This window comes from Bradyrhizobium sp. CB3481, assembly GCF_029714305.1.
Taxonomy (GTDB): domain Bacteria; phylum Pseudomonadota; class Alphaproteobacteria; order Rhizobiales; family Xanthobacteraceae; genus Bradyrhizobium.
This window is the reverse complement of the sequence record NZ_CP121647.1, coordinates 4,506,450-4,521,527: the sequence shown is the minus strand read 5'-3', so window position 1 is coordinate 4,521,527 and position 15,078 is coordinate 4,506,450. Positions and strand designations below refer to the sequence as shown.

Annotated in this window: 10 protein-coding genes; 4 read left to right on the top strand and 6 right to left on the bottom strand. The window is 61.3% G+C overall.

From position 1 onward, the window contains the following. Window positions 1-448: 448 nt before the first annotated feature. Both QA643_RS21920 and QA643_RS21915 read right to left on the bottom strand, forming a co-directional pair. Window positions 449-1,144 (bottom strand): hypothetical protein, encoded by a 696-nt coding sequence (locus QA643_RS21920; protein WP_283027983.1) that lies wholly within the window; start codon window positions 1,142-1,144, stop codon window positions 449-451. A gap of 152 nt (window positions 1,145-1,296) precedes the next feature. Then, the gene (locus QA643_RS21915; protein WP_283027982.1) at window positions 1,297-3,366 is read right to left on the bottom strand and encodes an ATP-dependent helicase; all 2,070 of its coding nucleotides are present in this window, start codon (window positions 3,364-3,366) and stop codon (window positions 1,297-1,299) included. 443 nt (window positions 3,367-3,809) lie between these two features. On the opposite strand from QA643_RS21915, the gene QA643_RS21910 reads away from it, so the two are divergent. The 3 genes from QA643_RS21910 (at window position 3,810) to QA643_RS21900 (ending at window position 5,845) form a co-directional block, all read left to right on the top strand. Beyond that, window positions 3,810-4,841: an SH3 domain-containing protein gene (locus QA643_RS21910; RefSeq protein ID WP_283027981.1), complete on the top strand. Its 1,032-nt coding sequence runs from the start codon at window positions 3,810-3,812 to the stop codon at window positions 4,839-4,841. Between the two features lie 118 nt (window positions 4,842-4,959). Continuing rightward, window positions 4,960-5,259 carry a cytosolic protein gene (locus QA643_RS21905; protein ID WP_283027980.1) on the top strand — a complete coding sequence of 100 codons (300 nt, stop codon included), beginning with the start codon at window positions 4,960-4,962 and terminating at the stop codon, window positions 5,257-5,259. 325 nt (window positions 5,260-5,584) lie between these two features. Further along, window positions 5,585-5,845, top strand: a complete 261-nt coding sequence (locus QA643_RS21900; protein WP_283027979.1) for a PepSY domain-containing protein — start codon at window positions 5,585-5,587, stop codon at window positions 5,843-5,845. A 355-nt stretch (window positions 5,846-6,200) separates the two neighbouring features. Here QA643_RS21900 and QA643_RS21895 read toward each other — a convergent pair whose 3' ends face one another. Then, on the bottom strand, window positions 6,201-6,551 hold the full coding sequence (locus QA643_RS21895; RefSeq protein ID WP_283027978.1) for a zinc ribbon domain-containing protein YjdM: 351 nt from the start codon (window positions 6,549-6,551) through the stop codon (window positions 6,201-6,203). A 254-nt stretch (window positions 6,552-6,805) separates the two neighbouring features. On the opposite strand from QA643_RS21895, the gene QA643_RS21890 reads away from it, so the two are divergent. Then, window positions 6,806-7,519: an ROK family protein gene (locus tag QA643_RS21890; RefSeq protein ID WP_283027977.1), complete on the top strand. Its 714-nt coding sequence runs from the start codon at window positions 6,806-6,808 to the stop codon at window positions 7,517-7,519. A gap of 879 nt (window positions 7,520-8,398) precedes the next feature. On the opposite strand, the gene QA643_RS21880 is transcribed toward QA643_RS21890, so the two are convergent. The 3 genes from QA643_RS21880 to QA643_RS21870 form a co-directional block, all read right to left on the bottom strand. After that, window positions 8,399-9,478, bottom strand: a complete 1,080-nt coding sequence (locus QA643_RS21880) for a PIN domain-containing protein (protein WP_283027975.1) — start codon at window positions 9,476-9,478, stop codon at window positions 8,399-8,401. Window positions 9,479-9,695: 217 nt separating this feature from the next. Continuing rightward, window positions 9,696-10,640: a hypothetical protein gene (locus QA643_RS21875; protein WP_283027974.1), complete on the bottom strand. Its 945-nt coding sequence runs from the start codon at window positions 10,638-10,640 to the stop codon at window positions 9,696-9,698. Window positions 10,641-10,874: 234 nt separating this feature from the next. Then, window positions 10,875-14,618, bottom strand: coding sequence for a vitamin B12-dependent ribonucleotide reductase (locus QA643_RS21870; protein ID WP_283027973.1), 3,744 nt, complete (start codon window positions 14,616-14,618; stop codon window positions 10,875-10,877). Window positions 14,619-15,078: the final 460 nt, after the last annotated feature.

The following is a 15,078-nucleotide window of genomic DNA, read 5'->3' as shown; positions in this document are numbered from 1 at the left end:
TATCCCGCCGACTTGGTCGCGCAGAACGGCGGATTGCGCCGGAGCCTGTCAGCGGGCCGCGCATTCGCGCGGACCCGTTGGGCTAACTAATCCTACTGCGTCAAAAGACCCTCATGGTGAGGAGCGCGAAGCGCGTCTCGAACCATGAAGGCCCGTCTGTGGCCTGCATCCTTCGAGACGCCGCTGCGCGGCTCCTCAGGATGAGGACTTGAAGCAGTTCTGACGCAGTAGAACTTATCCGCCCTATGCTTGCTCGACATCGTCATGGCCGGGCTTGTTCCGGCCATCCACGTCTTCGGGCGGAAACTAAGACGTGGATGCCCGGACCTTCGCCTCGCCGAAGGGGCTTCGACCCCGCAGGCGGGACAAGCCCGGGCATGACGAGTTTGTGGACACGCCAGCCCCCTACAAGACCGGCCGCATATGAAATAGCCCTACGCTCGCTGCATTATCGCTTCGATCCTCTCTGATAGACCCCCGAAAACGACACGTTGGCGCCGCCGCAATGGAGGTTGTCGCCGACAACGAGCAGCTTGCCGACGAGGTACATCGTGACCTGGCAGTCGAGCTCGTCGGTCCCGTCGCCGAACTTCATTTCATTGGCAGAAGGTTTTGCGTCGTAATCGAGCTCGCCGGTATGGGTGCGGCTGCCCGAGCCCCATGTGGCCTCGCCCTTGATGGCGAGCATGCCGGCCTCTTTCGATTTCGAGATGCGAATGACATTGTCGTCGGCGCGCCATTCGCCGAGCCAATCCCGCGTCGCCGATGCTCGCATGTCGCCCTGCCACGCCAGCCGGTCGGTCTCGATCCAGCCGACCGTTCCTTCGCCCTTGCGCGGTTGAAACCAGCTGCAGGCGAACTTGCCGAGCGTCCGGGAAACAATGACTTCGTCGCCCGGAATGACATAGGTTTTCAGACGACAGGCCTGGTCGTCGGGGCAGCGCTCGTTGTCATCGCCATGGAAATACATCCTGTCGCCACCCGCGCCCTTGATCTTCGCCAGCCTGTAGTTCGTGCTCTCGCGTGGAAAATATCCGTTGCGGCAAACATTGTCGGGGTTGCCCTTGAGCTGGGCGGATGCGGGCGAGGTTTGAAGAAGACTCCATGCGAGGAGGCCGAGCGAAGCCTGGACGAGGCGTCTCATTGGGGTTTCACCTTCGGTTCATCTCCTCGCTGAAGCTTTCGCATCGTCATGCCCGGGACAAGCCCGGGCATGACGAGAGTTCTTGGGCCGACCAGTTTCCCGACTGGGGAGAGGGAGCGCCTGGTCGCAAGCAAACCGAACAACATCAAGCTCTATCGCCACATGCCGCGCATGCGTTCGCGAATGTCGATCTGCATGGTCTGATTTGGCGTCGCGCGGGCTGCCGGGGCCGCCGCCGGCCATGTCTGCCGATCGAACAGTTTTACCAGATGATCCGGGATGAAACGCGTCCGCGACGCATAGACGTGACGGTCGCCGCGGGCGTGCTGACCGTGCACGAAGAAGCGCTGCGGCACGATCAGATGCAGGTCGTCCTTGGCGCGGGTCATCGCGACATAGAGCAGGCGGCGCTCTTCCTCGAGCTCGGCCGTGGTGCCGGCGCCGAGATCGGACGGCATGCAGCCGTCGACGACGTTGAGGGCGTAGACCGATTTCCATTCCTGCCCCTTCGCCGAATGGATGGTGGACAGGATCAGATAGTCCTCGTCGCGCAGCGGCGGCCCGGAGCGGTCGCTGGTGGCGTCGGGTGGATCGAGCGTCATCTCGGTGAGGAAGCGCTCGCGGGACGGATAGCCTGAAGCGATCTGCTCGAGCTGCAAGAGGTCGGCGAGCCGCACCTCGGCATCCTCATGGATGCGCTCCAGATGCGGGGTGTACCAGAGCCTGATGCGTTCGATGTCAGTAGGCCATTCCGAATAGCGGAGATTACCAAGCGTTTCGACGAAGGCGGTCCAGTCCTGGCCAGCGCGCGGTGGCGTCGGCAGCGCCGCGAGCGCGGAGACCGGATCTGATGTGACAGTGGTTTGATCGAGGATCCGCTGCGCCGAGGCCGGGCCGATGCCGGGCAACAGATGCAACACGCGGAATCCGGCGACGCGGTCGCGCGGGTTCTCGACGAATTTGAGCAGCGCCAGCACGTCCTTGACGTGGGCGGCGTCGAGAAACTTCAGGCCGCCGAACTTGACGAAGGGAATGTTGCGCCGTGTCAGCTCGACCTCCAGCGGGCCGCTATGCGAGGAGGTCCGGAACAGCACCGCCTGCTCCTTGAGTCGCGATCCCTGTTCGCGGTTCGCCAGCACCTGCTCGACGATGTAGCGCGCCTGGTCGGCTTCGTCGCGCACGGTGACGAGACACGGCAGCCGGGCCGAATGGCGCTCGGTCCAGAGGTTTTTGGTGAAGCGTTCGCGCGCCAGCCCGATCACGCCATTGGCCGCTGCGAGCACCGGCTGGGTCGAGCGATAGTTGCGGTCGAGCGTGACGATCTCGGCCCGCGGGCTGAAATGATCGGGGAAATCCAGAATATTGCGGACGGTGGCGGCGCGAAACGAATAGATCGATTGGGCGTCGTCGCCGACCACGGTGAGGCCGCGGCCGTCCGGCTTGAGCGCCAGTAATATCGCCGCCTGCAGCCGGTTGGTGTCCTGGTATTCGTCGACCATCACATGATCGAACCGGCCGCCGATCGCTTCCGCGATCGCAGGCTCGGATACCATTTGCGACCACCAGAGCAGGAGGTCGTCATAGTCGAGCACGTTCTGCTTCTGCTTGGCCTCGACATAGGCGGCGAACAGCTGCTTGAGCTCGTCGGCCCATCCTGAACACCAGGGATAATGCTGTCCCAGCACCGTCTCGATCGGCAACTGCGCGTTCACGCAGCGGGAATAGATGGCAAGGCAGGTGCCTTTGGTGGGAAAGCGCGACTCGGTCTTTGAAAACCCGAGTTCGTGGCGCACCAGATTGAGCAGGTCTGCCGAATCCTCGCGATCGTGGATGGTGAAGGCCGGATCGAAGCCGATCGCCTCAGAATATTCGCGCAGCAGCCGCGCCCCGATGCCGTGAAAGGTGCCGGCCCAGCTCAAGGCCTCCGTCATGATGCCGGCCTTGTCGCCGAGCACGCGGCGGGCGATGCGTTCGACCCGCTGCGTCATTTCGGCGGCGGCGCGGCGCGAGAACGTCATCAGCAGCATGCGGCGCGGATCGGCGCCCTTGATGATGAGGTGAGCGACCCGATGGGCGAGCGTGTTGGTCTTGCCGGATCCGGCGCCGGCAATGACCAGCAGCGGCGCGCCCACGGTTCCCTCCGGCGCGATGCCGTGCTCGACGGCCCGCCGCTGCTCCGGATTGAGGCTCTCCAAATATTGATCGGTCGTTTCAGCCAGCACGAATCACCCCATGTCACCGGAGACTCGGCGGATTCGCGACCGCTCGCAACGGCGAATGTCCACTCTTTCCCGTCAGCCGCCGAACGTCTTGTTAAGGATTGGTCTGCGCTTGATTTTCCTGACTCCGATTCGTTCCTTGCGAACAAAATGGAGTCGGATGGCGAACGAAGCTGTGGTGGGGGGAGTAGGGCGGGTTAGCGTCAGCGTAACCCGCCGACTTCGTCTCGTGGAATGGCGGATTACGCTGCGCTAATCCGTCCTACGAATTTATTCGGGCTACTTGCTACTAGTTGCGCGCCGACCCGTTGGCGCATTGCGGAATGACAAACAAGGACGGAGCGTCTCGCGCCTGCGAGACGCCTGCATCCTTCGGCTAACGCGACCACTCCTTAAGGGAACACCTGTTTCGCCGCGGCGTTCCAACTCAAGAGGAGGAACTCGCCATGAAACTGAGAGCATTGTTTATCGCAGCCGCCGTGCTGCTGATGCCGGCCGCCGCACTGGCGGCGCCGGGCATCGTCACCACCACGGTCAGCCTCAAGGCAGGGCCCGGTGAAGGCTTTCCGACGGTCGACCGCATTCCAGGCGGCGCCCGTGTCAACATCCACGGGTGCTTCAGAGGCAAGGCCTGGTGCGATGTGAGCTGGTCGGATGATCGTGGCTGGGTGTCGTCGCGATATCTCGAATATCTCTACCGCAACCGCTACGTCTATCTGCCCGACTATGTCGATGAGATCGACGTTCCAGTCGTGCCGTTCGTGCTGACCTCGTACTGGTCGAGCTACTATGCGGGACGTCCCTGGTATCAACGTCGCGCCCATTGGAGCGGCTACTGGCAATCGCATGAGCGTTTCGCGACGCGGTTGACGATCGACCGCTCGGCGGCCCGGATCGGCCGCGCGGCGGCAGCGCGCGACGCTGCGCTCCCCGAGGCGAGGGCGCGTTCGAAGGCGCTTGTGGGCGTCGAGGAGAGGTCGCGTGCCCGTGTCGAGGAACGGACGCGCGCCGGTGCGACGGAGCGGAGCCGCGCTGGTGTGACGGAACGTGTGACGCGGGAGAAAGACATCGCGCGTAGCGCGCGCGAAGGACGTGAACGCGCGGCGGTGCAGTCCCGCATGACGCGCGAGAACGCGCGGATGACGCGTGAGACCGCGCGTGAGAACGCAAGAGCGACCGTGCGCGAGCACCCGATGGCCCGCACCCGCACGCAGACGCCGCCGGTCATGGCCCGCGGTCATGATGAACCGCGAGCGGCTGCGCCGCGGATCGAACGTGCTGCGCCCCACATGACGCAGCCCAATGCGGCGCGCGGCGGCGGTGGCCCGCCGATGAATGCACGCGCGCAGCAGACGCCGGCCCCGGCCGCTCCGCGCGCAGCAGCGCCGGCGATGCCGCAGGGCGGCGGCGCGCCGCACGCCGCACCGCGAGGTGGCGGACCGGGCGGTGGCGGAGGCCACGGCCAGGACAAGCGCTAATAAACTTAGAAGCCCGGCCTATAGCCGGGCTTTTTTGCTCGATGAGCTGCTGGCGGCCTGACGGGCTACGCACCTGGATATTACGGGTGAGCCCGGTCCAATCGCGAAGGAGTATCCGATGAAATCGCTTCTGCTGCTCACGGCGAGCGGTCCGCTGCTCATTCTCACATCGCACGAGTCCTTACGCGATCAGAGGCTCCTTGAGGTGCTCAAGCACAAAGGGATCGGCAAGTTCGTCGCGTTTGAAGTTCCATTGCCGCTCGCCAGGCAGCGCTACGGCGGGCATTTTCAGGCGGTCGAAAGCAACCTGCACGAGACTGATGATTTGAGGATTCTCGACTTCAACGGCCAGCGGATCTTTCAGCTTTTCCGTTTCGATGAACTCGGTTCACCGATCCTGCAAGAACAGCTGATGTAGCGATGTCCGGGCGCCGCCAGAGTGGTCCCGGATGTACGCATTCGCACGACCCGCTGACTCATGCGGGCTACGCTTGCTGCGGGGTGCGAACCACTTGTTAGGAATTGGTCCTCGCTGATTTGCGCTGATGCGATTCGTTTCTTGCGAACAAAATGGAGTCGAATGGAGAACAAGGCTGCGGAGTGATTTAAGTGGGGGAACTGCCACCAAATCGCCCCAACTGCTGAAATTTCCGGCTGTTCCGCAATTTCCAATGCCGGAACACATTGCCGCTGCACTCGTTCTAGCTGGCGTAACCGCTCAACGCGTTCGACAGGAGTGCTTCATGCGACATGTCTTTATTCCAATCGTCACCGCTTTGGCGCTTGGCGCAGCGACGCCTGCCATGGCTCAGGATTCCGGTGGCCAGATCTCGATGCAGATCGCGCTCGACGTCGCGACCGGACTCGGCATCGTGACGGTGTCCCACACCGAGTTTCAGGGCAATCAGTGGGAGATCGAAGGCCGCGACCGCCTCAACCGTTGGATGGAGGTCTATGTCGACTCGCGAACCGGCGAAGTGCGCCATGTGAATCGCGGATGGTAGCCGCGTTGTTCGCCCTTACCTAACGTTTAAGCGAGTAGGGCGGGTTAGCCAACGGGTCGCGCGAAATGCGCGCCCGATGATAAACTCCGCGTAACCCGCCATTTGGAATGGCGGATTACGCCTCCTTCGCTCGTTGAGCTAGGGCGGACGAGTCGGCTAATTTTACTGCGTCATACGCGCTCAATCCCCTCATCCTGAGGAGCCGCGAAGCGGCGTCTCGAAGGATGCAGGCCAGAGACGGGCCTTCATGGTTCGAGACGCGCTTCGCGCTCCTCACCATGAGGGGCTGCAGTACGACTAATCCGCCCTACGCTTTGCTGTCACCGTCATCTCCGGTGAGCCAGGGGCTATCCCCTCACGCCTTCTTCACGAATTCCGATTTCAGGTTCATCGCGCCGATGCCGTCGATCTTGCAGGCGATGTTGTGGCCGTCCGCGCCCTCGGACAGGCGGATGTTCCTGACCTTGGTGCCGCCTTTGACGACCGATGACGACCCCTTCACCTTGAGATCCTTGATGACGATGACACTGTCGCCGTCCGCGAGCGCGTTGCCGTGGGCATCGCGCACGCCGACCTCAGGCGCGGCCGCCGCGGCGGTGCCGGCTTCAGTGCTCCACTCATGGGCGCATTCCGGGCAAACCCACAGGCTGCCATCCTGATAAGCGTGTTCGGAATTGCATTTCGGGCAGTTCATCGCGTCGTCCATCGTTGTCCTCTGGGGCTGGTCCAGGCGAGGCGCACCGTAGGTCCATGCCCCGATAACGCAAGGGGAATCCGCCCCACGCTTTCTGCTTCAGGCGACTATCGGCCGAGGCTATGATCAGTCATGGCGAAGCGAGTAGGGCGGGTTAGCCGAAGCGTAACCCGCCACTTGATCTCGAAACATGGCGGATTACGCCTTCGGCTAATCCGCCCTACGCTTTTTCTTCGAGCGCGTATCGGTCGAGGTTATGATCATTCATGGCGACGAAAACAGCCAAACGGAAATCGCGGCCGACGGTCCTCGTGATCGACATCGGCGGCTCGCGCGTGAAGGTCATGACCAGCACGGAGCGCGTCAGGCGCGCGTTTGCGTCCGGCCCGGGGCTATCCGCAAAGGTGATGGTGCGGAAGGTCAAGGCGCTGACGAAGGACTGGTCCTATGACGTCGTCGCGATCGGCTATCCCGGACCTGTCGCCAACAACCGGCCGTTGTCGGAGCCGCACAATCTCGGCCAGGGGTGGGGCGGCTTCAATTTCGAAAAGGCGTTCCGCCGCCCGACCAAGGTCGTCAACGATGCGCTGATGCAGGCGATCGGCAGCTACCAGGGCGGCCGCATGCTGTTCTTGGGGCTCGGGACGGGTCTCGGCTCCGCGATGATCGTGGACGGCATTCCGGAGCCGATGGAGCTGGCGCACCTGCCGTACAAGCACGGCAAGACTTTTGAGCAATATGTCGGCGCCGCCGCGCTGAAGCGCGTCGGCCGGAAGAAATGGCAGCGCGCGGTCGATGACGTCATCAAGCGCCTGCTCGCCGCACTGGAGCCGGATTACATCATGCTCGGCGGCGGCAACGCCGACAAGACCGCCAAGCTCCCGCGCAAGGTCCGCGTCGGGCTCAACACCAACGCGTTCGAGGGCGGGTTTCGGTTGTGGAGGAAGGGGGCGGTGAAGGCGCGCGGTGTACGGGGGTAGAGAATGCCGGAGCTGGCGGCGTCAGTGCACAAAACTAACTTCGCCAGGTGAATTAAGCGTCACCGTAATTCCGCGGCCACACGGGAGCGGGTTCCGGCCCCGGGAGTCGAGAAGACGGCACAAAGAGCCGGAGCCGCGGTGGCGTCCATAGACGCCACCCGATTCCTACGTCGTCAGGCCCGGATCGTTCCTCGGGATTGTGCGAGTTCGCGTCTGAACTGGAGGCGGCCGGGCGTGCAGAGGCAGGCGATGCCTCGAAGCTACCTGAAAAGGTGCGCCAGTAGGGTCTCACAGGCCTTCTCGGCTTCGCCAAACGTCTGAAAGGGTGATCCAGCTATCCTGATGGCCGGGCTGTTAAAGTGGACGGACCGCCACGAAGCTACAAAGCCAGGCCGGCCGTGAAGTCCGGGACCACTGCTGCTCTCGTTACTTATTACAAACGAGAAGCCGCGCTCGCTCGCGCTCCATATCTCGAGCTCCTCTGTCGCGGGAGCAACGCGGCTAAAGTGCAGCGCCATGCCACGATCCAGCAAATTCTCAAACGGCCCCGGCGCTACCGCGCCAGGACCGCCAACCTAGCAGGTTTTCCACCGGCTGGGGCTTCGGGCTCTTGTTGCCGGAGGTGGGGATTCGATTCTTGAGGCAATCGATCGTTCCTGCGCCCTGGGAAAAAACTGCAATCGGCAGGCGAGTGGAGCGGCTACAGCGATAGTCGCTGCAGAAGATCACGACGCCGAAGACGCCGGGATTACGGTGACAGTGCACTAAACAGCACTTCGCCTTCGGCAGATTCAGTGCACTGTCACCGTAATTGGGATTACGCCTTTGGCTATCCGCCCTACGCTTGCTAGTTACACTCTCAATAGTTTGGCCCGTGCGTTAGCGCAGTGTACGATAGATCTCCAGCTCTCTAATTCCAATTTCAATATTTGGATCAAAATGGAGCTCTTCAATTTCAGAATCTAAGGGGTTCAAGAAATTGAAGGCGATTCCAAGCTCTGCCGTAAGTGAGACTGTGATCGACTCGGTCTCAAAGTAGGTGCGTCCTCGCTCGTACCCGGACCTAAAAAAGTCACTACCAAATGATAGTTCGAGCTCAATATCGATTTGGACGTCGAACTGGATTTCGCAAGTAAACTTGGTGGAACGCTGCGTTAACACGTTAAGTTCAGTGATCTCTAGATTCGATGTGGCGTAGATCGCGCCTTCTGCTTGAACATCGTGATAGTATACCCCACCATACGGATTTAGGATTGTTACTTTCTTCCCGCGCAGGGAGCGATGAAATTCGTCGTTCAACGAATCATTCTCATTGACGAATGTAAGAAGTTCGTCGTGAATCTTTCGAGTGACTGTAGCCTTCGATATGATTTCGCTGATTGTCTCAGCGTGAAGGAGTACGTCGTCGGAGCAGGCTTTCAGGTCTGGGTCACCCGAGACAATGTAAGCTTTGCAAAATTTGCGGTTACACCACTTCCGGATTGACTGAACAACAGCTGCGTCGGGAAATTCAGCCTTCTTCTTATCGCTGAACGGTGGCTTTTGGCGAAAGTAATCGTCAAAGAGGGTCGTGACGTCAACGTCAAGCGGTATCTCGATAGCTTGAGATCTTAGAAGAAAATGGTCGAACAGGTTATCCAAGCGCGCGATTGCTTCTGGAGTAAGTGCTCTTTGAATGGTCGTCCCCGCGTCCAGTTGAGCGAGCAGAACCTCGTACTTTTTGAGGGCGCTACCTGCGTTACTTAGGTGCTCACGTAGCTTGCGTCTGACCTCAGTCTTAGTGATGATTGTCGTTAGCAGCTTTATGTGGTTGGACGCGGCCAATTCCTGAAAGCGGGCAAGCGCTTTTGAATTCCAATCAAATTTCTCGCGAACAAATGCCTCGGTGTCCAGAAACACGAACTTTGTTTCGAGATGGGTGTTTGGCTCGATCATTTGAAGGCGGCCATCTTCGCTCATCCGGGCTACGCTTGCCTACCTTGTTGACGAGAATCAACGAAATTGGCTGAACGTCTTTAGGAGTTTCATAGTCGATTCATAGTCAAGCTTATCGCCTTCAAAGTCACACCTATACAGGCCCTGCAGATTGGACGGCAGTGTTACGCCTCGCTCTACCAACAAGATCACCTTTTTACCGTAGAGCGCCATTGCAGCGCCGATCTCTATAAGAACATTGTCATTCAGCTTGGTTAGCTCGGTGCCGTCCTTGTCGAGATACTTTCCTTCCGCGCCGACATGGATCACTCCGTGCGCTGCACGAGCGCATGTCCTCGAAGACTTTTTCCGGGACCGGAATGGCAGTCGCTTCCCGTTCCACTGAGACTACCGGATCAAAACTTCCGAAGGTGAGCAGCTCTTTGATCTGGACAACAATCGCTCTCTGCTTGCCATGGGTAATGAAAACGCGATTGGCCTTGGCCGTTAACGTGGCGGATGCTGGGAGCGGAGCGGCAGCAGGAACTGCCGAAGCAGGAGTTGCGGTCTCTTGTGAGGCGGGCTCGATAGCATCGAGTGCACTTTGTCCGGGAAATTCCGGCGTGGCAGTAGGAGCAGGAACACCGGGCGAGTCGAGATTTATGAATGGGCCCGTCGGCGTCTCGCGGATGATCCCCGCGTATCGCCCATTGTCTTTGATGATCTCTAGCCCTGACGCAACACGGTCCGCGGGAAGGTTCATCGATTTCAGAACATTGCTTGCTATCACATCGTTTGGGAACTTAGCCCGCCGGTACTTTTCGAAGAAGTCTCGTAGGACTCTTGGTCTCAATATCGCTTCACGCCGTGCGGCCAGATCTTCTCCTTCTGCTTCCGGGGCCACTAGCCGCTTGCCGAGGTTAGTCAACTTCATCGCATTTGCATTCCAGCCTCCTTCAATAAGACCGTAGGCTATTGCTGCACCTGTTAACGCAGGCCAAGCACTGCTTGTCGGGCTGATTCCAAGCGCAAGAGCAACATCGGGAGGTGATCCACCGTCAGCCGCAAAATTGTCTACGATTGCAGAGGCTATCCTTTGAGCCTGTTGGAGAGACGTGAGTGGAAAATCCGATTGCTTGTAGTAGGCCCGTTTGGGAGATGGCCTGCTTCCTTTTTCCCTTACAGCTTGAACGCCCTTCTTTGCCATATACCATCTCCTAAAAATCGAAGAGCGTAGGAGTAAAGTGTTGGTGTTCGTCAACCTGAGCGCGAACCCCCTCGGGCTCAGGAATGCTGCGCCATTCTGAAGACGACGCCGGTGAAAGCGGCGATCGCGAAGGGATACCTGTCGTGCTCGACGTGAGGGTCCTATCTATTAGACGAAAGGCCGCTCGTAAGAGCGGTCTTTCGATAATTGTTGGCTAATTATTCGAATGAAGCCTCACGAACACCCCGTCGTGCTGCCACACGTATCGCACTTCATGCACGTGCCGTTCCGCACCAGCGTGAAGTTGCCGCACTCCGAGCACATCTCGCCTTCGTAGCCCTTGGCCTTGGCTTCAGCCCGGCGCTCGGCCTTGCTGGGCGCGACGGCTACCGCTGCGCTGCCGGCCTTGCTCCATTTCAGGGCGTCCAGCCGTTCGGTCGGCGAGAGGTCGTGGCTGGCTTCCTGCTTTAAGGCCGCCGCGCCTTCGTGGGCATCCGTGAGGCGGGCGCTGGGGCCGTGGCTGGCGATCGCGGTGACGTTGCCGGAGCCGCGGGCATCGATATCGCCGCCGCGCACCACCACCAGATTATCCGTGCGCGAGCGGGTCAGGCCCTTGGACAGATATTTTGACGCGTGGTGGCCATCGCCCGGCTCCTTGCCTTCCTCGACGCCCTTGCCGAGCGCGTCGAAATTCGACTCGGTCGGGTCGACATGGGCGAGATCGAACCGCGACATGTAGCTGACCGCGAGCTCGCGGAAGACATAGTCGAGGATCGAGGTCGCGTACTTGATGGAATCGTTGCCCTGCACCGGGCCTGCCGGCTCGAAGCGGGTGAAGGTGAAGGCGTCGACATATTCCTCCAGCGGCACGCCATATTGCAGGCCGAGCGAGACGGCGATCGCAAAGTTGTTGATGAAGGAGCGCAGCGCCGCGCCTTCCTTGTGCATGTCGATGAAGATCTCGCCGAGACGGCCGTCATCATATTCGCCGGTGCGCAGATACACCTTATGGCCGCCGACCACCGCCTTCTGGGTGTAGCCCTTGCGACGATCCGGCATCTTCTCGCGCTCGCGCATGACAACGATGCGCTCGACCAGCTTCTCGACGATCTTCTCCGAGACCTGGGCGGTGCGCGCGGCCATCGGCTTGTCGTAGAGCGCCTCGATCGCATCGTCCTCGTCGTCATCGTCTGAGATGAGCTGCGAGTTGAGCGGCTGGGAGAGCTTCGAGCCGTCGCGGTAGAGCGCGTTGGCCTTCAGCGCGAGCTTCCAGGAGAGCAGATACGCCGACTTGCAGTCCTCGACGGTGGCGTCGTTCGGCATGTTGATGGTTTTCGAGATCGCGCCCGAGATGAACGGCTGCGAGGCCGCCATCATGCGGATGTGGCTCTCGACCGAGAGATAGCGCTTGCCGATCTTGCCGCAGGGGTTGGCGCAGTCGAACACCGCGTAATGCTCGGCCTTGAGGTGCGGCGCACCCTCGACGGTCATCGCGCCGCAGATGTGCACGTTGGCCGCCTCGATCTCGCGCTTGGTGAAGCCGACAGCGGTCAGCAGGTCGAAGCCGGGGGCCGCGATCACTTCCGAGGGGATACCGAGGGCCTCGCGCAGGAAGTCCTCGCCAAAGGTCCACTTGTTGAAAGCGAACTTGATGTCGAAGGCGGTCGGCAGCGCCTTTTCCACCTTGGCCAGCGCTTCGTCGGTGAAGCCTTTGGCCTTGAGGGTGGTGGCGTTGATGCCGGGCGCGTTGGAGAGCGAGCCGTGGCCGACGGCGTAGGCCTCGATCTCGGCGATATCAGCCTCGCTGTAGCCGAGCGCGCGCAGCGCCGCAGGCACCGCCTGGTTGATGATCTTGAAGTAGCCGCCGCCGGCGAGTTTTTTGAATTTCACCAGCGCAAAGTCAGGCTCGATGCCTGTCGTGTCGCAATCCATGACGAGGCCGATGGTGCCGGTCGGCGCTACCACCGTGGTCTGCGCGTTGCGGTAGCCGTTGGTCTCGCCGAGCGACAGCGCGTCGTCCCAGGCCCTGGTCGCATGCGCGATCAGGTCTCCTTGCGGGCAGGCGGCGTGGTCGAGCGGCACCGGGTTGACGGCGAGCGCCTCATAGCCCGAGGCATTGCCATGCGCGGCGCGACGGTGGTTGCGGATCACGCGCAGCATGTGCTGGGCGTTCTTCTTGTAGCCGGGGAAGGTGCCGAGCTCGGCCGCCATCTCCGCCGAGGTCTTGTAGGCGATGCCGGTCATGATCGCCGTGAGCGTGCCGCACAGCGAGCGGCCTTCCTTGGAGTCATAGGGCAGGCCCATGGTCATCAAGAGGCCGCCGATGTTCGCAAAGCCGAGGCCGAGCGTGCGGAATTCGTAGGAGAGCTCGGCGATCGCCTTCGACGGGAACTGCGCCATCATGACGGAGATTTCCAGCACGATGGTCCAGAGCCGGCAGAGGTGCTCGTAGGACTCGACGTCGAACCGCTTGGTGGTCGTGTTGTAGAACGTCAGCAGGTTGGCCGAGGCCAAATTGCACGCCGTGTCGTCCAGGAACATGTATTCCGAGCACGGGTTCGACGCGCGGATGTCGCCGGACGCCTTGCAGGTGTGCCAGTCGTTCATCGTGGTGTTGAAGTGCAGGCCGGGATCGGCCGAGGCCCAGGCGGCGTGGCCGATCTTCTCCCAGAGCTCGCGGGCCTTGAGAGTCTTGGTGATCTTCTTGTTGGTGCGGCCGATCAGATTCCAGTCACCGTCGGTTTCGACGGCGCGGAGGAAATCGTCCTTCAGCGAGACCGAGTTGTTGGAATTCTGGCCTGATACTGTGAGGTAAGCCTCCGAATCCCAGTCGGTGTCGTAGATCGGGAAGTCGATGTCCTTGTAGCCCTGCTTGGCGAACTGGATGACCCGCTTGATGTAGTTGTCAGGCACCAGCGCGCGGCGCGCGAGCTTGATCTCGCGGCGGAGCGCCGGGTTCTTTTCGGGGTCGAAGCAGTCGTCGCCACTGCCTTCGCAGTTCACGCAGGCCTTCAGCACGGCCTTGAGGTGCTTCTGGTTGATCTTGGAGCCGGTGACGAGGGCTGCGACCTTCTGCTCCTCCTTCACCTTCCAGTCGATATAGGTCTCGATATCGGGGTGATCGACGTCGACCACGACCATCTTGGCCGCGCGCCGCGTGGTGCCGCCGCTCTTGATCGCACCCGCCGCGCGGTCGCCGATCTTCAGGAAAGACATCAGGCCGGACGAGCGGCCGCCGCCGGACAGGCGCTCGCCTTCGCCGCGCAGGCGCGAGAAGTTGGAGCCGGTGCCGGAGCCGTATTTGAACAGGCGCGCCTCGCGCACCCAGAGGTCCATGATGCCGCCGTCATTGACGAGGTCGTCCTCGATGCCCTGGATGAAGCAGGCATGCGGCTGCGGATGCTCATAGGCCGACTTGGACTTGGTGAGCTTGCCGGTCTTCCAGTCGACGTAATAGTGGCCCTGGCCGGGACCGTCGATGCCGTAGGCCCAGTGCAGACCGGTGTTGAACCATTGCGGCGAGTTCGGCGCGACCATCTGCCTGGCGAGCTGATAGCGCAGCTCGTCGAAAAACGCCTGTGCGTCGTCTTCGCTGGAGAAATAGCCGCCCTTCCAGCCCCAATAGGTCCAGCAGCCGGCGAGGCGGTCGAACACCTGCTTTGCGCTGATCTCGCCGACATAGCGCTCGGATTCGGGGAGGAGGGCGAGCGCCTCGGTGTCGGGCACCGAGCGCCACAGGAAGGACGGCACGGTCTCTTCCTCGACCTTCTTCAGGCGGGCGGCGACGCCGGCTTTGCGAAAATACTTCTGGGCGAGCACGTCGGAAGCGACCTGCGACCAGAACTCGGGCACTTCGACATTCTCGAGCCGAAACACGATCGAGCCGTCGGGGTTGCGGATCTCCGAGGTGGTCAGCCGGAAGCCGATCTCCGCATAGGGAGACTGGCCGGAAGTGGTGTTGCGCCGCTCAATTCGCATTTTTAGTGCCCCGTAATCTTTGCCGGTCCGCTTTGTTGCGGTTGCCGGATGTTTCAGTGAGCGAACCTCCCGCCCCGAAGCTGATGCCTCGGTGCCTTGATCCGCAAGCTCTACCGGTGGACCCGGCCCTGTTTCTGCTTTCGCCACCCCAAGGGCCCGTCCCGCCTGTTAGCGGGGCCAGCCCCATCCCATCGTCTTGAGCCTGTTCGGATCGCTGCCTACCCAGCCAGCTTTCCGCACCACGCTCCAACTCAACGCCGCAACCCGTCGCCTGAGCCGTTCGGCTCGTTTTTATGGGCCCCGGATCACTCCCGAATTTTGGGCAGACAAGCCCTCGATCCGTGCCTCAACCGGCTGACGGAGTGCTTGTTCGGAACCCGTTTGGGAGTGACCGGCGGGACCCTGAACTTAACTCGCGCCGTCCAGTAGTAAGGCTAGGCCAAACCCGTCGCGCCCGTCA